This window comes from Mesorhizobium sp. WSM4308 (assembly GCF_002294905.1).
Taxonomy (GTDB): Bacteria; Pseudomonadota; Alphaproteobacteria; order Rhizobiales; family Rhizobiaceae; genus Mesorhizobium.
On record NZ_NSFW01000006.1, the window covers coordinates 84,424 to 100,960 of the forward strand.

General features: G+C 62.9%; 20 protein-coding genes. 10 read left to right on the top strand and 10 right to left on the bottom strand.

Going from position 1 to position 16,537, the window contains the following annotated elements:
- Positions 1-7: 7 nt before the first annotated feature.
- The 5 genes from CK227_RS12815 to CK227_RS36155 form a co-directional block, all read right to left on the bottom strand.
- A complete protein-coding gene (locus CK227_RS12815) occupies positions 8-1,234 on the bottom strand; it encodes an alpha/beta hydrolase (RefSeq protein ID WP_095773185.1) in 1,227 nt (408 codons plus the stop codon).
- A gap of 52 nt (positions 1,235-1,286) precedes the next feature.
- Positions 1,287-2,195: a formylglycine-generating enzyme family protein gene (locus tag CK227_RS12820; protein ID WP_095773186.1), complete on the bottom strand. Its 909-nt coding sequence runs from the start codon at positions 2,193-2,195 to the stop codon at positions 1,287-1,289.
- Between the two features lie 127 nt (positions 2,196-2,322).
- The gene (locus tag CK227_RS12825; protein WP_348628966.1) at positions 2,323-3,864 is read right to left on the bottom strand and encodes an arylsulfatase; all 1,542 of its coding nucleotides are present in this window, start codon (positions 3,862-3,864) and stop codon (positions 2,323-2,325) included.
- Between the two features lie 41 nt (positions 3,865-3,905).
- Positions 3,906-4,985 carry a transporter gene (locus CK227_RS12830; RefSeq protein ID WP_245318138.1) on the bottom strand — a complete coding sequence of 360 codons (1,080 nt, stop codon included), beginning with the start codon at positions 4,983-4,985 and terminating at the stop codon, positions 3,906-3,908.
- A 333-nt stretch (positions 4,986-5,318) separates the two neighbouring features.
- Positions 5,319-5,609: a hypothetical protein gene (locus CK227_RS36155; protein WP_142885761.1), complete on the bottom strand. Its 291-nt coding sequence runs from the start codon at positions 5,607-5,609 to the stop codon at positions 5,319-5,321.
- 50 nt (positions 5,610-5,659) lie between these two features.
- Between CK227_RS36155 and CK227_RS12835 the strand changes: the two genes are divergently transcribed.
- The 3 genes from CK227_RS12835 (at position 5,660) to CK227_RS12845 (ending at position 7,872) form a co-directional block, all read left to right on the top strand.
- Entirely contained in the window at positions 5,660-6,760 is a 1,101-nt protein-coding gene (locus CK227_RS12835; protein WP_095773188.1) for a hypothetical protein, read from the top strand.
- A 98-nt stretch (positions 6,761-6,858) separates the two neighbouring features.
- On the top strand, positions 6,859-7,470 hold the full coding sequence (locus tag CK227_RS12840; protein WP_095773189.1) for a nucleoside triphosphate hydrolase: 612 nt from the start codon (positions 6,859-6,861) through the stop codon (positions 7,468-7,470).
- A gap of 93 nt (positions 7,471-7,563) precedes the next feature.
- On the top strand, positions 7,564-7,872 hold the full coding sequence (locus CK227_RS12845; RefSeq protein WP_095773190.1) for a hypothetical protein: 309 nt from the start codon (positions 7,564-7,566) through the stop codon (positions 7,870-7,872).
- A 64-nt stretch (positions 7,873-7,936) separates the two neighbouring features.
- Here CK227_RS12845 and CK227_RS12850 read toward each other — a convergent pair whose 3' ends face one another.
- The 3 genes from CK227_RS12850 to CK227_RS12860 form a co-directional block, all read right to left on the bottom strand.
- Complete coding sequence (locus tag CK227_RS12850) at positions 7,937-8,641, bottom strand: glutathione S-transferase N-terminal domain-containing protein (protein WP_095773191.1); 705 nt, start codon at positions 8,639-8,641, stop codon at positions 7,937-7,939.
- Between the two features lie 216 nt (positions 8,642-8,857).
- Complete coding sequence (locus CK227_RS12855; RefSeq protein WP_095773192.1) at positions 8,858-10,066, bottom strand: beta-ketoacyl-[acyl-carrier-protein] synthase family protein; 1,209 nt, start codon at positions 10,064-10,066, stop codon at positions 8,858-8,860.
- 4 nt (positions 10,067-10,070) lie between these two features.
- On the bottom strand, positions 10,071-10,325 hold the full coding sequence (locus CK227_RS12860) for an acyl carrier protein (RefSeq protein WP_010912831.1): 255 nt from the start codon (positions 10,323-10,325) through the stop codon (positions 10,071-10,073).
- 201 nt (positions 10,326-10,526) lie between these two features.
- On the opposite strand from CK227_RS12860, the gene CK227_RS12865 reads away from it, so the two are divergent.
- From CK227_RS12865 to CK227_RS12885, 5 genes are read left to right on the top strand one after another with little or no spacing between them, the layout of a single operon-like run.
- Positions 10,527-11,369: an urease accessory protein UreD gene (locus CK227_RS12865; RefSeq protein WP_095773193.1), complete on the top strand. Its 843-nt coding sequence runs from the start codon at positions 10,527-10,529 to the stop codon at positions 11,367-11,369.
- A 13-nt stretch (positions 11,370-11,382) separates the two neighbouring features.
- On the top strand, positions 11,383-11,685 hold the full coding sequence (locus CK227_RS12870; RefSeq protein ID WP_019862540.1) for an urease subunit gamma: 303 nt from the start codon (positions 11,383-11,385) through the stop codon (positions 11,683-11,685).
- Positions 11,686-11,695: 10 nt separating this feature from the next.
- Entirely contained in the window at positions 11,696-11,950 is a 255-nt protein-coding gene (locus CK227_RS12875) for a DUF1272 domain-containing protein (RefSeq protein ID WP_095773194.1), read from the top strand.
- Positions 11,951-11,980: 30 nt separating this feature from the next.
- Positions 11,981-12,568 carry a HupE/UreJ family protein gene (locus CK227_RS12880; RefSeq protein ID WP_095773195.1) on the top strand — a complete coding sequence of 196 codons (588 nt, stop codon included), beginning with the start codon at positions 11,981-11,983 and terminating at the stop codon, positions 12,566-12,568.
- 6 nt (positions 12,569-12,574) lie between these two features.
- Entirely contained in the window at positions 12,575-12,880 is a 306-nt protein-coding gene (locus CK227_RS12885; RefSeq protein ID WP_095773196.1) for an urease subunit beta, read from the top strand.
- A gap of 80 nt (positions 12,881-12,960) precedes the next feature.
- On the opposite strand, the gene CK227_RS12890 is transcribed toward CK227_RS12885, so the two are convergent.
- Positions 12,961-13,455 carry a hypothetical protein gene (locus CK227_RS12890; RefSeq protein WP_095773197.1) on the bottom strand — a complete coding sequence of 165 codons (495 nt, stop codon included), beginning with the start codon at positions 13,453-13,455 and terminating at the stop codon, positions 12,961-12,963.
- 114 nt (positions 13,456-13,569) lie between these two features.
- A complete protein-coding gene (locus CK227_RS12895; RefSeq protein ID WP_095773428.1) occupies positions 13,570-13,947 on the bottom strand; it encodes a hypothetical protein in 378 nt (125 codons plus the stop codon).
- 164 nt (positions 13,948-14,111) lie between these two features.
- On the opposite strand from CK227_RS12895, the gene ureC reads away from it, so the two are divergent.
- The gene (gene ureC / locus CK227_RS12900) at positions 14,112-15,827 is read left to right on the top strand and encodes an urease subunit alpha (RefSeq protein ID WP_179296452.1); all 1,716 of its coding nucleotides are present in this window, start codon (positions 14,112-14,114) and stop codon (positions 15,825-15,827) included.
- Between the two features lie 80 nt (positions 15,828-15,907).
- On the top strand, positions 15,908-16,501 hold the full coding sequence (locus tag CK227_RS12905; RefSeq protein WP_095773198.1) for a hypothetical protein: 594 nt from the start codon (positions 15,908-15,910) through the stop codon (positions 16,499-16,501).
- Positions 16,502-16,537 lie beyond the last annotated feature (36 nt).

Here is a 16,537-nt window from a genome sequence, read left to right on the forward strand (position 1 = left end):
GTACGGATCATTCGGTAGTCGCATCGCCCTTCAGGATCGTTTCCAGTTCGTCGGGCCGGGGTTTGCCCGCTTTCCCCTCGACCGTCGTAACGGTCCCACTGACCGTCGCTGCCGCGGCGTTGCCAACAGTGTCGACCGTGCCGGCAACCATCAGACCCAGCTTGTCACCAAGGCCTACTCGCGAGTCGGTCATGATTTGACCGGAACCCAATTGTGCGCCCAACAACTGAACGATTTCCGGGCTTTCGGCAAACTTGCTGTGGTTCAAGCGATCGTCGGTCTTCACGTCGGTCAAATCGAGGACGGTTATTCCGGCTGCCTCCAGCTTCGATTTGTACGGCTCCTTTGACGGATCAGCCTGCCCAACCCGATCGACATTGCCTGCAATCAGACGCGAGACCGCAAGCGCCCGATCATCCCGTGAAACTGTGATCGTGAATTTCGGTTTTTTCGGTCCAAGTTCGGTCCACTGGCGACCAAAGACATCCACATCGAGGTCGGGAGATGCAAGGATGACGTTCCTGATCTTGGGCGAAACCTGCCCGTCCTCCAATGCCATCTGCCTCAGCGATTCCATGGCAAGCCATGTTCCCATCGAGTGAGCCATGAGGGTGATGTCCGTCACGCTGCGGTCGTCCGCCAAGGCCTTCAACGTTCGCTCGAACGCAGTCCGTGAGAAATTGGTGCTTTCCTTGTCGTAGTTGTAGCCGAGCACGGTGGCGCGCGAAGGCCACGTGAAAAGAATAGGCGCGACCCTTGCTCGCGAGTCATGCACAAACTGCGCGAAGCGAAAAACCGAATCTTCGTAGCGGTTGTTGAAGCCATGTACGAATACGAGAACATGGCCGTTCGAATTGTGAGAATGTAGCCATTTGTGAGCCTCGGGAATCGACAGGTTCTTCACGGCAACAACAGCGAAGTCCCTTTCGGGATTCGGTGGCAGCGTTTTTGGCCATTCGACCGTGCCGGGCGCCCGCTTCGGCGGAATTGAAATGGTCAGATCGGTCATGGAAAGCGTCGGGCTGCGCTCGCCTGTAAACAGGGTCGCTGGGTCGCCGGAAGGCTTGCGGCTGGTTGCGACCAGCATCGTTACATCCGATGCCGCCGACGATACCAGATTCGCGGGGATTGGCGCCAGAACGCCTTCTGGTCCTGCTCCGCACGCCGTCAGCGTGAGAAACAGAGCTGATATACCCCATACGGACTGCCTACCCACCCATTTAGACTGTGCCATTGCCCTTCTTTGCCCTTGCGGGTTATGCCAGCCGAGCTTCCGCACTCTTCCCTCACACCGGACGCACGATGCAGCGGAAGCCGAGGTGGCAAGTGGACGTGTCTATCGCCTGCGCCATGCGCGCGGCGGGACGATAACGCCGGCAGTAGTTGGGCGCGCAGAGGAAGGACCCGCCCTTGGTGACCTTGCGCGGAATCCTGATGTCAGGCGTCAGCGGATCGTAGCTCGCGTCGCGCTCGCCGCCGCGCGGATCTGTCATCGTGCAACAAGGGCTTTCGATGCGGCGATGCTCCTGGTACCAGTCCTTGGTCCACTGCCAGACGTTGCCTGCCATATCGTAGAGCCCATAGCTGTTTGCAGGAAACGAGCCGACCGGAGCGGTCCACTCGTAGCCATCCTGGCAGTCGTTGCGGAATGGGAAGTCGCCCTGATACGTGTTGGCCATATACCGGCCGCCGGGGGTCAATTCGTCGCCCCATACGAACTCTGCGCCGTCCAATCCTCCACGTGCCGCGAACTCCCATTCCGCCTCGGTCGGGAGCGCCTTTCCCGCCCAGTTCGCATAGGCTTCGGCATCCTCAAACGCGAGGTGGACTACCGGGTGGTTGTTGAGACCTTTGATAGAACTCGCAGGCCCACGTGGATGGCGCCAATTGGCACCCTTCACATAGGCCCACCACCGGTAATGGTCGCTTCGGTTGGTGCCAGGCGGCGGTCGAACGAATATCGCCGATGCGGGAGCGAGCAACTCCGCCGGCGCGCCGGGATATTCGGCTGCGTTGGCAGGACGCTCAGCCAGCGTCACGTACCCTGTCGCCGCGACGAATTTCGCAAAATCATCGTTCGTGACAGTCGTCACATCCGCCCAGAAACCATCGACCACGACGCGGTGGGTTGGAGCCTCTTCCGGATAATGGTGGTCTGATCCCATCAGGAATTCGCCACCAGGGATTCGCACCATGTTTGGAAATGGCGGGCTGTGCCTAGGAACGGAACGAACATGCTCCAGATCCTCCGTAGACGGCACAGCCATCCCTGCATCATTCATGACTATAGTTCCATAGAAGCGAGCTTTGATCCGGGCCGAACTAGTCTCCGAGTTGATTGAACATCGAGGATGGATCCGCTGCAATTGGCGGTGCACCGAAGGTCAGCTTGATCGCCTCCCCGATCAGCAGCGGCGGTGCCATTTGCTTGGCGATATCCACGATCTTCGCCTTCATTTTTTTGACGCTGTCCGGCTTCTTGTCGGCCAGGTTAGTAGTTTCGGACTTGTCGGCGGCCAGGTCGAACAGCTCGACGCGCTCCAACACGCCGGCCGACCATACAAGCTTCACATCGCCCTCACGGATTGCGCCGCCTGTCGGGTCGACATTGTAGACCATGTCGCTGCGGGGCGAGGGTTTGCCTTCGCTGATCGTCCCCCAGACATCCATGCCGTCGAGCGGCTTGTTCTTGGTTGGCTTCGCTCCGGCAAGCCCAGCAAGGGTCGGATAAATGTCCGAGACATGTATCAGGCCGTTCACGTCACCGGCCTTCACCTTGCCGGGCCAGTTCGCCAGAGCGCAGACACGGGTGCCACCCTCATAGAGCGTGCCCTTGCCGCTGCGATATGGCCCATTGTCGGCCGGAAGGCTGTTTCCGACCTTCGATTCGCCCGCAAACATTGCATCCCGCACGCCGCCATTGTCGCTCTGGAAGATGACGATGGTATTGTCGCGCATCTTCTTCTTCTCGAGCGCGGCAACAACCCGCCCGATCTCGTCGTCCATGACGGAGACCATGGCGGAATAGAGCCGCCGTTGCTCATCGGCGACATGAGCATATTTCTTGATGTACTCTTCGGGTGCCTGGTAGGGCGAATGCGGTGCGGTGAATGCCAGATACAGAAATAGTGGCGCCTTGCCGTCATGTTTTTCGATTACCTTGGCGGCTTCCGTGCCGAACAGGGTATTGTCGAAGCCAGGCTCCTTCAGCGGCTTGTTGTTGCGGTACCAGTCCATCACGCCATGAGAAGCGTGCTTGAAATGATCGATTTCGCCGACCAGGGCGCCGTAGAACGAATCGAATCCGCGCTGGCGCGGCCAGTATTCAGTCTTTGCGTGACCAAGATGCCACTTGCCCACCATCGCGGTCTTGTATCCTGCGTCCTTGAGCATCTGGGGCAGGAGATACTCGTCGGTGGCAAGGCCGTAACTGCCACCTGACGGGATAACGCCCATCTGCAGCCCGTAGCGCAGCGGATAGCGGCCAGTCATCAGCGCCGCGCGGGTGGGCGTGCACATCGGCTGGGCATAGAATTGTTCCAGCCGCGCGCCTTCGGCGGCGAGCTTGTCGATGTTGGGCGTCTTGATATCCGAGCCGTGGAAGCCCACGTCCTTCCAGCCCTGATCGTCGGAGATGATGTAGACGATGTTGGGGGCCGCTGGCTGTGCCTCTGCCTGCTGAACGCCGGCGAGGCCAGCGAGCGCGCCCGAAAGGCCGATTGGTGCAACCAAGCGGGAAACGGCTACCGCCGTGCCGGCCATCAATGCGTCGCGGCGCGTGATTTTGTTGCTTGTACCGGCTTCCGCCGGAAAGTCTCGATCGCTGCTCATCTTAGCCCTCCCTTTTTTGTTGGCGCTAGCCAACTTTGGCTTAGGCCAACTGAAAATATGAGCCCTTCCTGCGCTCAGTGCCCAGCCACCCAAAGCGGCATGGCAACCGTTAGAAAAACCGAATCGCCCTCGAGACGATTTTTGGCGTCGAACTCGTGGAAATATTTGATCCGGGTCGAAACCGGCAGCTTGCCAACCTGAAAATTATAGCCCGCGGTGGCTCCGATCGCCGCCACCTCGCCTCTAAACCCGCCAAGCACCGGGGGGACTCCGGATCCGGTGTCGTCGGTCAACTGATTGTAATAGTAGCCAACCAAACCGACGTCGAAAGCTTTGCTGAAGTGTTGGTCGATTGTTCCCTCGAAGTGGAAGTCCGTGCCGTTCTTGTAGTGGGTCGCCGTATCCTCGCCATTGAAGGTGATGCCGGTTGCCGCCGAGAGTTCAAGGCCGGTGGCGGAGTTCAGCCACGTGCCCGATGCGTAAATGTCGGCGGCCCAGTGGTTGAACGACAGATTGGCGATGTCGCCCTGGTGGTATTCACCCACCGGGACGTTCACGCTCACTCCGGTCTGCCAGTGAAAATCGCCACTGTGCCAGCCGATGAAGCTTCCAAGCACGGGATCGCCCAGGGTCGTGATGCTGTCTGACACCGAAAACGGGCTCGGGAGAATTCTGCCCGTTATATCGGGTCCGCCGATCGGTATGGTCGCAGTGAATGCCAGATTGCCGCCCATGACCTGCCACGGAGAAACCCAAAGGGCGGTCGAGAGATTGATAAGGGCCTTCGCATGGACGTCCGCCACGAGCTTTCCGCCGAGGTCGAGATCGACGCTTGCATTGCCGGAATAGATATAAAAGTCGTTCTGGAAGTAGACGCCTGGCGGCGGGGTGAAGCCCGCCATGGGGCCGCGCGAGCCAAGGAGGTAGAAGCTTGCGCCACCTTCCGCCGCGTGAACGCCCGGAACCATTGCCAGGTTGGCGAGCGCCGTCACGGCAACCCCCAGCAAACCCTTGGCGCCGCACCTCATCGCAGCCTCGGCGAAGGTACTGGATACGCCGAGCACACTTTTCCGGAATACGTCTTGTCTATTCATAGTCCCCGCCAGCCGTGAGTCGGCAATGTTGCGCCAATTGATTTCGCGCAGTTTCTTCATAAACTATATCTAATGTTACTGGCCCGCTATCCACTTTGCGCAAAGGAGCCATGTTTTGACAAAATGGCCGTCATTGCCTTCGTACAGAGACGTAGAGCTTGGCCCGGACGAGCCTGAAGGCGTAATCATCTGGTTGACTGCAGGCGCCTTCGGAAGCGACCAAACCAATCCGCCACGGTGGTCTCGCCCAGCACGACCACCTCGGAACTGGCCGACCGCCCGCGGAGGGGTAAAGGCTTATCGTGCCATCACGATCAATCCGGGATGCGGTGGGCCATGCACCCCCAGTCTCCTCGGTCAGGTCCGAATGGACAACCTCCCGAAAGCTCACACCTATTTCAGCGTTACCAGCACGCGTGCGGCTGACTGCAGGTCTGCTGTTTCCAAGCCTTTCCCAAATCGCGCGAAGGTGTACCGGCCGATCACGTTCTGGATCGGCTGAACAAGGCCGGAGGAAACGAAGCAGGTAGCGGAAAACTGGACAGTCCTCAAAGTTCGGCTGCGCTCGCCATCAATGCTTTTGGCTGGTTTGTCGAACGGCCGGGATTGCTGCCGCCGTTCCCAGGGATTGAGGCGGGCTGGCCACCAGACTTGGTGGAAGTGGCCGGCATCACGCTTGCGCAAGCCGCTCCGAAAGGCTTCTGTTTGCGCCTTCAGATTCGGGTGAGCGCGTTATGGATACGATCACGATCAAGGCCAGGGGTATTTCGGTTTCGCTCGACCTCACCGTCGGCCACATCGCCGACATGACCGTCGAGAGCGGCGGGCGCCGGCTGAAGCCGCTGCACCGCGCGCCCTGGGTCGACGCAGGCGAGACGCTGCCGAAGGACCTGCCGCAAGGCACGGTCCGGCTGTCCGGCGACTTCCTCTGCGCGCCGTTTTCGCGCAGCGATGTCGAGGAAGCGCCGCTGCATGGTTGGACGGCCAACAGTGCCTGGGATGTCACCGAGAGCAGTGCCACGGAGAGCGGCTGGCGAGCGGTCTTCCGGCTGCGGCACAAGGTCATGGGAGCCAGCGTCGACAAGATTCTTACGCTCATCGACGGCCATCCGTTCCTCTATCAGGAACATGTGTTTTCCGGCGGCTCCGGCGCGATTTCCGTCGCCCATCACCCGATGACGGTGATGAAAGGCGGCGGCAGGCTGGCCTTTTCGCCGAAGCGCTTTGCCGCGACATTGGCCGATCCGCTGGAGCCCGATCCCGCGCGCGGCCGCTTCATGCTGGCCTATCCGGCGCGCTCGGCCGACCTCGCCCAGTTTCCCGCCGCCGGCGGCGGCTCGGCCGACCTGACGCAATACCGCATGGAGGACCGGCGTGAGGATTTCGTCACCCTGGTCGAGGCCGACCATGGCGGTCCGGGCTGGACGGCGCTGGCACGCCAGGCCGAGGACGATCTCGTGCTGGTGCTGAAGAACCCCGCGGAGCTGCCCGTTACCATGCTGTGGCTGAGCAATGGCGGGCGCGACTACGCGCCGTGGAGCGGCCGGCATCTCGGGGTGCTCGGCATAGAGGACGGCCGCTCGGCGATAGGCCATGCCGCCTCGATCGGCGACAATTGGCTGAAGCGCGAAGGCGTGGCGACCGCCTTTGCGCTCGGCGAAGGCCGCGGCTTTTCGTTCCGCCATGTCATCGGCGCCCTGTCCCCGTCCGGCGGCACCCCGCCGCGAGAGATCACCACGGCCGACGGCCGGATGCGGCTCGCGGCAGGCGGATCGACCAGGGAAGTGGCATTCGACAGCGCGTTCCTGCGCATCGGCCAGCCCGCGGCCGCCTGAGGCGGGGTTTGCGCGAGCGCGGGGTTTGAAATTTCCGCCGACTGCCGCCAAAATGCAGCGTAATGTTTTGCCGATCATCCAGGCAAAGTGAGGCTCCCATGTCCGAAATCGCCCACCTCGCCGCCACCATCTTCAAGCGCGCCGGCAAGGCAAAGCGCTTCATCGTCGCCATCGCCGGACCGCCAGGCTCCGGCAAATCCACGCTGTCGGCCGGCCTGCATGACCTTTTGCCGGAAGGGGCGGTGGAGGTCGTACCGATGGACGGATTCCACTATGACGACATCGTGCTCAACGCGCGCGGCCTGCGGGCGCGCAAGGGCGCACCGGAGACCTTCGACTTCGCCGGCTTCGAGACCCTGCTGAAGCGCATCCGGGCCGGTGAACCCGACATCGCCGTTCCGGTCTTCGACCGCAGCATGGAATTGTCGCGCGCCGCCGCGGCGATCGTCGGCACCGAGACCAAGTTCATCCTGGTCGAAGGCAATTACCTGCTGCTCGACGAGGAGCCATGGTCACGGCTGGCGCCGCTGTTCGATTTCTCGATCTTCGTCGACGTGCCGCGCAATGAGCTCGAGCGCCGCCTGATGGAGCGCTGGCACGGCCATGGCCGTTCGGACGAAGAGGCGCGCGCCTGGATCGCCTCCAACGACATGCCCAACATCGAACGCGTGCTGGCCCGGCGCCGGGCCGCCGACCTGATCATTGGTTAACACGCTTAATTTTCCGTATTTTGGGGCGGGAACCTTAAGAGTTTCGCGCCGTTATGCCTCAGAACCCGTTTGTCCGGCGTAAGGGATTTTCCAATGGCAACCAAGGCAAAAAAACCAGCCAAGACGAGGCCCGCGAAGGCAACTCAAGCGAAAGCCGGTGCTGGTCCGGCGATTGCTGAACGCTCGAAAGACGGCAAGGCTGCTTTCGGCAAGGCCGCGCCCCGAAAGGTCGTACCGGCCGCCAAGACCGCCAGCCCGCGCAAATCGGCGCCGACCAAAGCCGGTGCCGTTCGAACGGCAGCGAATGTCGCCGCAGGCGCCGTCGTCGCAACCGCGCGCGGCGCCGTCTCGCTGGCGGCCTCCGTTATCGGCAAGGGCGGCTCGAAGGCCAAGGCGAAATAAGCAGGCTGCTTCGTCCGGCCGAGCATCTTTGGCAAAGGGCCTCGCCTTACGGCGACAGGCCGTTCTAGCCCTTTGCCGGAATGGTCAGGCCCTTCTGGACCGCCGGCCGCGCCAGGCCGCGCTCCAGCCATGCCGCCACATTGGCGAAATCATCGAAACCGACGAGGTCGCGTGCTTCATAGAAGCCGATCAAATTGCGCACCCAGCCGAGCAGCGAGATGTCGGCGATGGTGTAGTCGTTGCCCATGATCCATTTGCTGCCTTTCAGCCTGCCATCGAGCACGCCGAGCAGCCGCCGCGATTCGTCGCGGTAGCGTTCCAGCGGGCGCTTGTCGGCGATCTCGCGGCCGGCGAATTTGTGGAAGAAGCCGACCTGGCCGAACATCGGCCCGACGGAAGCCATCTGGAAGAAGACCCACTGGATCGTCTCGTAGCGCCGCGCTGCGTCCGCCGGGACGAGAAGGCCGGTCTTGTCCGCGAGATAGAGCAGGATGGCGCCGGATTCGAAAAGGCCGATCGGCTTGCCGTCCGGGCCGTTCGGATCGATGATCGCCGGGATCTTGCCATTGGGGTTGAGCGACAGGAATTCCGGCGTCCAGCTTTCGTCCTTGCTGATGTTGATCAGATGCGGCTCATAGGGCAGGCCGAGCTCTTCCAGCGCGATCGATATTTTCACGCCGTTCGGCGTCGTCGCGGAATAGAGCTGGATCTGGTCGGGATGTTTGGCCGGCCAACGGCTGGTGATCGGAAAGGCGGACAGGTCGGCCATCGAAAAACTCCTGAGCGGGGGATTTGCGCCACGGGACGCGTGGTGTTGGCGGGTGGCCAAGAATTAGGCGCGCGGCCGGGCAGGATCAATATGCCGGCGACAGTTTCGCCATGCACGGACAGAAAACCGAATCCACCGCGGCGGATCGCCGAGCGCGCGTAAGATCGCGCGGAGGCAGGTGGTCACCGCCCCGGGGGGCGGTAGTTACCGCCGGGATCAGATGGCCTTGAATGCCAGCACCGCGTTGGTGCCGCCGAAAGCAAAACCGTTGCTGATCGCGGCGCGCACCTTGCGCTCGCGCGCGACATTGGGCGTCACGTCGAGATCGCAATCGGGATCGGGTTCGCGGTAATTCGCGGTCGGCGGCACGACGCCTTCGCGGATCGCCATGACGCAGGCGATCATCTCCAGCCCGCCCGAAGCGCCCAGGCAATGGGCGTGCATCGACTTGGTCGAGGAGACCGACAGCGAGCGCGCGTGCTCGCCGAAGACGCGCTTGATCGCGTTGGTCTCGATCTGGTCGTTGGCCTTGGTGCCGGTGCCGTGCGCGTTGAGATAATCGATGTCTTCGGGATTGAGCCCTGCATCGGCGAGACAGAAGCGCATCGCCGCTTCCGGTCCCTCGATGGTCGGGGCGACGATGTCGGAGGCATCGGCCGAAAGGCCGGCGCCGGCGATTTCGGCGAGGATGGTGGCGCCACGCGCCATGGCGTGATCGTAGCTTTCCAGAACAGCCATGCCGGCGCCTTCGCCCAGCACCAGGCCCTGGCGGTCGGCCGAGAACGGCCGGCAGGTGTCGGGCGACAGCACGCGCAATGCCTCCCAGCCCTTGAGCACGCCCCAGACCAGCGGCGCTTCGGTGCCGCCGGCCACCATGACGTCGGCGCGGCCGAGCCTGATCTGGTCGACCGCCGAGGCGATGGCGTGGTTGGCCGACGAGCAGGCCGACGTGACGCCGAAGACCGGTCCGCGCAGGCCAAGGTGCATGCTGACCTGGCCGGAGGCCGCGCCCGGCATGACCCTGGGCACGGTGAAGATGCCGGCGCGATTCTTGCCCTCGATCAGAATGGCGCGATAGTTCTCCTCGACGGTCTCGAAGCCGCATACGCCGACGCCGACAATGGTTCCCATGCGATAGGTGTTGTCGGCATGCGGGGCCAGGCCGGACTGGTGCATGGCCTCCTTCGCAGCGATAACCGCCAGCAGACTGAAACGGTCCATCGACACCAGCTGCTTGCGCTCGATGCCGTGATCGGGCAGCGCCTTGATCTCGCAGCCGGTCTTGACCTTCAGGTCATGCAGGAAGGGATTGTCGATCGGGCCGATGGCCGAACGGCCGGCCCGCATTTCAGCCCAGATCGACTGCGCATCGACGCCTAGGCCGCACAGCCCGCCAATGCCGGTAATGACGACGCGTTTCAGCATTCGGTCAGGCTTTTTTCGCGATCAGCGCGCGAACGGCCTCGACCATGTCGCCAACATTCTTCAGATTGCTCCAGGCATCGACCGTGTTCATCTCGATCTCAATGCCATACTGCTCCTCGAGGTCGAAGATGATCTCCGTCAGCTCCAGCGAATGGATGCCGAGCGACGTCAATTCGGTGCTGGTGGTGATTTCTTCACCGCCCGGCTCGGCATGGGCCTTGATCTTTTCGATGATGTCCGTTGCCAGCTGGTCAGCCATTCGGTTTCTTCCCCACTTTGTCGTTTCTCGACGCCAACTGAACAGCGCCTTCTGTCCTCGATATCAGGCCGCGATCGTCGCCTTCTACCCCCGCCAAGCATCGCCTGACCGTATCGAGGTGGCTCCCTCTATAGAAACGGAAACGCCATCAAGCAACAAGCTATATATCGACAAAACCGCCGCAGTGCTTAACCTGACGGCGTGGATACGATCGAATATACGAAGTTTTCGGCCTCTTTGGCCCAGCGCGCCGCGGGTCTGGCGCAGCTGGGTTGCGCCAGCGCCGGCGACCGCACGCGCCTGCGGCGCCTCTATCAGGACGGTTCCGCCAAGATAAGGCTGCCGGCCGTTTCGGCCGACCCGCTGGAGGCGGTGCTGATCAACACCGCCGGCGGACTGACCGGCGGCGACCGCATCGGCTGGGATGTGGATGTCGGCGCCAATGCCTCGGCGTCGATAACGACCCAGGCCTGCGAAAAGGTCTACCGCGCCGCATCCGACCAAGCAGAGGTGCGGGTCAAGCTGACGGTCGGCGAGAACGCCCGCATCGCCTGGCTGCCGCAGGAGACCATCGTCTTCGACCGGGCGGCCTTTGCCCGCACATTGGACGTCGAACTCGCCGGGGGGGCCGAGGCGCTGGTGCTGGAAGCCACCGTCTTCGGCCGCCTGGCCATGGGCGAACGCGCCGCGCAAGGCACTTTCCGTGACCGTTGGCGCGTTCGCCAGGATGGTTTGCTCATCCATGCCGAGGATTTCCGCATCGGACCCGATATCACTGGTGCCCTGGCACGTCCGGCGGCCACCGGCGGCGCGATCGCCGTGGCGACGCTGCTGCTGGTGTCGCCGCGAGCCGAGGCCTTTCTCGACCCGGTCCGTGAGATCATCGGCGACCAGGGCGGCGCCAGCGCCTGGGGGGTGCAGGCATCTGGCAAGCTTCTTGCGAGGCTTTACGCCGGGGACGGCTACCAACTGCGCCAGCGGCTGGTTCCGCTCGTCGGATTGCTCAATGGGAGGGCGGGACTGCCCAAATTATGGTCACTGTGATTCTGGAAAACGCATGAACCTGACGCCGAGGGAAAAAGACAAGCTGCTGATCGCCATGGCGGCGATCGTGGCACGCAAGCGGCTGGAGCGCGGCGTCAAGCTGAACCATCCGGAAGCGATAGCGCTGATCACCGATTTCGTCGTCGAAGGCGCACGCGACGGCCGCCCGGTGGCCGAACTGATGGAGGCCGGCGCCCATGTCGTCACCCGCACGCAGGTGATGGAAGGGATCGCTGAGATGATCCATGACGTGCAGGTGGAAGCGACCTTCCCCGACGGCACCAAGCTGGTGACCGTGCACGAACCCATCAGGTGAGGAGACCGAGATGCTCGATTTGCGCCCAAACTGCGAGTGCTGCGACAAGGACCTGCCGCCGGAGGCGACTGATGCGCTGATTTGCACCTTCGAATGCACCTTCTGCGCCGATTGCGTGGAAAACGTGCTGGGCGGCGTCTGCCCCAATTGCGGCGGCAATTTTTCCGCCCGGCCGATCCGCCCGGCAGTGAAGCTGGGAAAATATCCTGCGTCGACCAAGCGCGTCCTCAAGGCCGAGGGCTGCGGCCCGCGCAAGGCAGCGTGACTGCTGAATCGCAAACGAAAGGCAAGTAGAATGATCCGTGCCAAACGCCTGTGCCTCGCGGCGATCCTGCTCATGGCCGCCGCCATGCCGGCCTATGCCCATGTCGGCATCGGCACCCCCTCCTCCTTCACGGCCGGCTTCATGCATCCCTTGTCCGGCCTCGATCATGTGACCGTGATGATCGCCGTCGGCCTGTGGGCGGCCATCAAGGGCGGCAGGGCCATCTGGGCGTGGCCGGCGGCCTTTGTCGGCGTGATGCTTGCCGGCGCGGCGCTCGGCATGGCGCATGTGCCGGTGCCGTTCGTCGAGCCGGGCATACTGGCCTCCGTCGTGGCGCTCGGCCTGCTGGTGGCGCTGGCGGTCGATCTGCCCGTCTCGGCCGGCGTCGCCATTATCGGCCTGTTCGCGCTGTTCCACGGCCACGCCCACGGCACCGAAGTCCCGGAAAATGCCGGCGGGCTCGAATATTCGGCCGGCTTTGCCGTCGCCACGGTGCTGCTCCATGCCGTTGGCATCGCCGCCGGAATGAGCCTTGGCATGAGGTTCCGTGGTCTGGCTCGTGCCGCGGGAGCGGCTTGGGCTACGATCGGTCTCGGTCTTGCCTTCGGCCTCGTGTGACATCAGATGATCCCCGGCGAAATCATCCCCGTCCCAGGCGACATCGAGCTCAACAAGGGCCTGCCGACCGTCACCCTGAAAGTCGCCAACAGCGGCGACCGGCCGATCCAGGTCGGCAGCCACTACCATTTCTTCGAAACCAATGAGGGGCTGAAATTCGACCGTGAACGGGCGCGCGGCATGCGCCTCGACATCGCCGCCGGAACCGCCATGCGCTTCGAGCCGGGACAGGAACGCGATGTCACGCTGGTACCGCTCGGCGGCAAGCGCGAGGTCTTTGGATTCCAGCAGAAGGTGATGGGCAAGCTGTGAGTTCTGTGGCGTCTCGCGCTTGGCCTTCGAAGACCGCGAACGGCGTTTGGGCAAGCCTGAAAGCAAATCGTGCTTTCGGCTCAGTCCGACGGCTTGGCGGCCGCATAGATGACGATCTTTCCCGGATCGTCGAACGCGACGGCAAGAACGTCCTGCGCAGCCAAGCGCCGCGAATCGATTGCATTGAAGAGCAGGGCGTTCGCCTCGATCTCCTTGCGCAATTCGGCGACATCATCCTTGTGCTGCCGCACCTTGTTCTCGATGACCGGCGGCGGGCCGCCTTCGCTGCGCGCCGCGTCGGTCAGGAACACGATATCGACCTTGTCGAGCTTGGAGGTCTTGCGCACCGTGCCGATGTTTTCGCGCGTGCGGTCGATCGCCGAACTGACCTTTCCGATTTCTGCCGTTGTCTTGGCCTGTTCCTCGTTGACCTGCGAGCCGACGATCCGGTCGACGGTCTCCGGGCTTTCACGGCCCTGCGCATTCAGCGCGGCCTGGGGAAGGCTCGCTGCCAGAAACGCGGCCGCCGCAATGGCATGCGGCCATCGGGCATCGGGCGAGGTGGTGGAGGTCATCGTTCGCTTTCGCAATCTGTTTCAACAATCAGGAAGCGAAACGACTCCAGCCTTGCCATGGTACCCCTCGCAATACGGCCGGCGGACCGGGTACCGGCCCGCCGCGCCGTGTCGTCAGCTGGCCTTCTTGGTGATCAGGGTCAGTGCGCCGTTTGGTTCCATGCTGGCAGCGACCACCTGCGCCGAGGTAATTCCCTTGGCCTGGAGGGCGGACTTCACCTTGGGGGTGGCGTCGATCGAGCTGCGCAATTTCTGCAGGCCGGCCTCACCGCGCTGGGCGATCACCTGATTGACCTGCGTCTGGGTGTCCTTCGGCAGCTCGGTGATGTCGACAATGTTGACGCTCTGGATCGCCGGCGCGGCCTGCTGACCGCCGGGGGCGGGAGTCGTCGCCTTGGGGGCAGGCGTGGCCGGAGCGGGCTGCTGCTGGGCACTGGCGGCACCGGCCAGCATCAGACTGGCGGCGGCTGCAAGAATTATCGTTTTGCGCATGGATTTTCCTTCCATCGATTTGGCAAACGGTCGTTTTGGGGTGACCTGCCAACCTCAACCGCCAAATGGGATCAGAAGGTGTCACTCAGCGGGTCATTCCGTGACCATTGGATGGCGACAATGTGCAGCCCAGCCTCAACCACACCGCATTTCGGGAGCAATCGCTGATGGCCAGAATCTCGCGTGCCGCCTACGCCCAGATGTATGGGCCGACTGTCGGCGACAAGGTCAGGCTGGCCGACACCGAACTCTTCATCGAGGTCGAAAAGGACCTCACCATTCACGGTGAGGAAGTAAAATTCGGCGGCGGCAAGGTGATCCGCGACGGCATGGGCCAGAGCCAGGTATCCCGCGCCCAGGGCGCGGTCGACACCGTCATCACCAACGCCTTGGTGATCGACGCCAGCGCCGGCATCTTCAAGGCCGATATCGGCCTCAGGGACGGCCGCATTGCGGCGATCGGCAAGGCCGGCAATCCAGACACGCAAGATGGCGTCACCATCATCATCGGCCCCGGCACCGAAATCATCGCCGGCGAGGGCAAGATCCTCACCGCCGGCGGCTTCGACGCGCATATCCACTTCATCTGCCCGCAGCAGATCGAGGAAGCGCTGATGAGCGGCATCACCACAATGCTCGGCGGCGGCACCGGGCCGGCGCATGGCACGCTCGCCACCACCTGCACGCCGGGGCCATGGCACATGGCCCGCATGATCCAGTCCTTCGACGCCTTCCCGATGAATATCGGCCTGTCGGGCAAGGGCAACGCCTCGCTGCCGGCGGCGCTGGAGGAAATGGTGCTGGGCGGCGCCTGCTCGCTGAAGCTGCATGAGGACTGGGGCACGACGCCGGCAGCGATCGATTGCTGCCTGTCGGTGGCTGACGATTACGACGTGCAGGTGATGATCCACACCGACACGCTGAACGAATCCGGCTTCGTCGAAAACACGGTGGCGGCGATCAAGGGCCGCACCATCCACGCCTTCCACACCGAGGGCGCGGGCGGCGGCCATGCGCCCGACATCATCAAGGTCTGCGGCTTGCCCAATGTGATCCCGTCCTCGACCAATCCGACAAGGCCCTACACGGTCAACACGCTGGCCGAGCATCTCGACATGCTGATGGTCTGCCATCATCTGTCGCCGTCGATTCCCGAGGATATCGCCTTTGCCGAAAGCCGCATCCGCAAGGAGACGATCGCCGCCGAGGATATCCTGCACGACATTGGCGCCTTCTCGATCATCTCGTCGGACAGCCAGGCCATGGGCCGCGTCGGCGAGGTGGCGATCCGCACCTGGCAGACCGCCGACAAGATGAAGCGCCAGCGCGGCTCGCTGCCGCAGGAGACCGGCGACAACGACAATTTCCGCGTCCGCCGCTACATCGCCAAATACACCATCAATCCGGCCATCGCGCATGGGCTGTCGAAAGACATCGGCTCGATCGCCGTCGGCAAGCGTGCCGACCTGGTGCTGTGGAACCCGGCCTTCTTCGGTGTGAAGCCGGAGATGGTGCTGATCGGCGGCATGATCGCCGCCGCCCCGATGGGCGACCCCAACGCCTCGATCCCGACCCCGCAGCCGATGCACTACCGGCCGATGTTCGGCGCCTATGGCAAGGCCAGGACCAACTCGTCGGTGACCTTCGTTTCCAAGGCGGCACTCGAGTCGGGGCTGCATGGCCGGCTTGGCGTCGAAAAACAGTTCGTCGCCGTGGAAAACACCCGTGGCGGCATCGGCAAGCATTCCATGGTGCTCAACGACGCCACGCCGCATGTCGAGGTCGACCCCGAAACCTACGAAGTCCGCGCCGATGGCGAGTTGCTGACCTGCGAGCCGGCGACGGTGCTGCCGATGGCGCAGCGGTATTTTCTGTTCTGAGGTCGGCCGGCCAAATTCCGTTGCGGCTGGTAGGCATAGGCCGCAATATGCGGTCTAGCAGAAACCCATCGTGATCAGGCATGGCCACCGAAATCGCCTCTCCCCATGACATCTTTCCGCATATCCGCATCGTCATGGGCATGGTGATCGGGCTTGGTGTCGCCCGCCTGCTGTCGGGGGTGGCGCGCATCGTCCAGCATCCCGGCCAATACCGGCTCTATCCCGTGCATCTGGCCTGGGTCGCCTCGGTGCTTCTGATGCTGGTGCATTTCTGGTGGTGGGAGTTCGGGCTCTACGCCATCGAGACCTGGACCTTCGGCAAATACCTGTTCATCATCTTCTACGCGATCACGCTGTTCCTGCTGTGTGCGCTGCTGTTTCCCGATTCGATGCTGGACTACACCAGCTACGAGGATTTCTTCTATTCGCGCCGGGGCTGGTTCTTCGGCTTGCTGGCGGCGACCTATCTGCTCGATGTGGTCGATACGCTGCTGAAAGGGCCTGAGCATTTTGCCCGCTTCGGCAACGAATATCTGTTCCGCACGCCGGTCTTCGTGGCATTGTGCATCGCGGCGATCCTGGTGCGCGACCGCCGCTTCCACATCGCCTTCGTCGCGGCAGCGCTGATCTACCAGATATCGTTCATCCTGCGGCTCTTCGACACGATCGTATGACTGTAGCGGATGGTCTAGAGTCCAGGAAAAGACAGG

Excerpts from the sequence above, each read along its gene's own strand:
- CK227_RS12815 (WP_095773185.1), bottom strand. The coding sequence starts at position 1,234 with ATGGCACAGTCTAAATGGGTGGGTAGGCAGTCCGTATGGGGTATATCA.
- CK227_RS12820 (WP_095773186.1), bottom strand. The coding sequence starts at position 2,195 with ATGGTGCGAATCCCTGGTGGCGAATTCCTGATGGGATCAGACCACCAT.
- CK227_RS12830 (WP_245318138.1), bottom strand. The coding sequence starts at position 4,985 with ATGAAGAAACTGCGCGAAATCAATTGGCGCAACATTGCCGACTCACGG.
- CK227_RS12835 (WP_095773188.1), top strand. The coding sequence starts at position 5,660 with ATGGATACGATCACGATCAAGGCCAGGGGTATTTCGGTTTCGCTCGAC.
- CK227_RS12840 (WP_095773189.1), top strand. The coding sequence starts at position 6,859 with ATGTCCGAAATCGCCCACCTCGCCGCCACCATCTTCAAGCGCGCCGGC.
- CK227_RS12845 (WP_095773190.1), top strand. The coding sequence starts at position 7,564 with ATGGCAACCAAGGCAAAAAAACCAGCCAAGACGAGGCCCGCGAAGGCA.
- CK227_RS12850 (WP_095773191.1), bottom strand. The coding sequence starts at position 8,641 with ATGGCCGACCTGTCCGCCTTTCCGATCACCAGCCGTTGGCCGGCCAAA.
- CK227_RS12855 (WP_095773192.1), bottom strand. The coding sequence starts at position 10,066 with ATGCTGAAACGCGTCGTCATTACCGGCATTGGCGGGCTGTGCGGCCTA.
- CK227_RS12860 (WP_010912831.1), bottom strand. The coding sequence starts at position 10,325 with ATGGCTGACCAGCTGGCAACGGACATCATCGAAAAGATCAAGGCCCAT.
- CK227_RS12870 (WP_019862540.1), top strand. The coding sequence starts at position 11,383 with ATGAACCTGACGCCGAGGGAAAAAGACAAGCTGCTGATCGCCATGGCG.
- CK227_RS12875 (WP_095773194.1), top strand. The coding sequence starts at position 11,696 with ATGCTCGATTTGCGCCCAAACTGCGAGTGCTGCGACAAGGACCTGCCG.
- CK227_RS12880 (WP_095773195.1), top strand. The coding sequence starts at position 11,981 with ATGATCCGTGCCAAACGCCTGTGCCTCGCGGCGATCCTGCTCATGGCC.
- CK227_RS12885 (WP_095773196.1), top strand. The coding sequence starts at position 12,575 with ATGATCCCCGGCGAAATCATCCCCGTCCCAGGCGACATCGAGCTCAAC.
- CK227_RS12890 (WP_095773197.1), bottom strand. The coding sequence starts at position 13,455 with ATGACCTCCACCACCTCGCCCGATGCCCGATGGCCGCATGCCATTGCG.
- CK227_RS12895 (WP_095773428.1), bottom strand. The coding sequence starts at position 13,947 with ATGCGCAAAACGATAATTCTTGCAGCCGCCGCCAGTCTGATGCTGGCC.
- CK227_RS12905 (WP_095773198.1), top strand. The coding sequence starts at position 15,908 with ATGGCCACCGAAATCGCCTCTCCCCATGACATCTTTCCGCATATCCGC.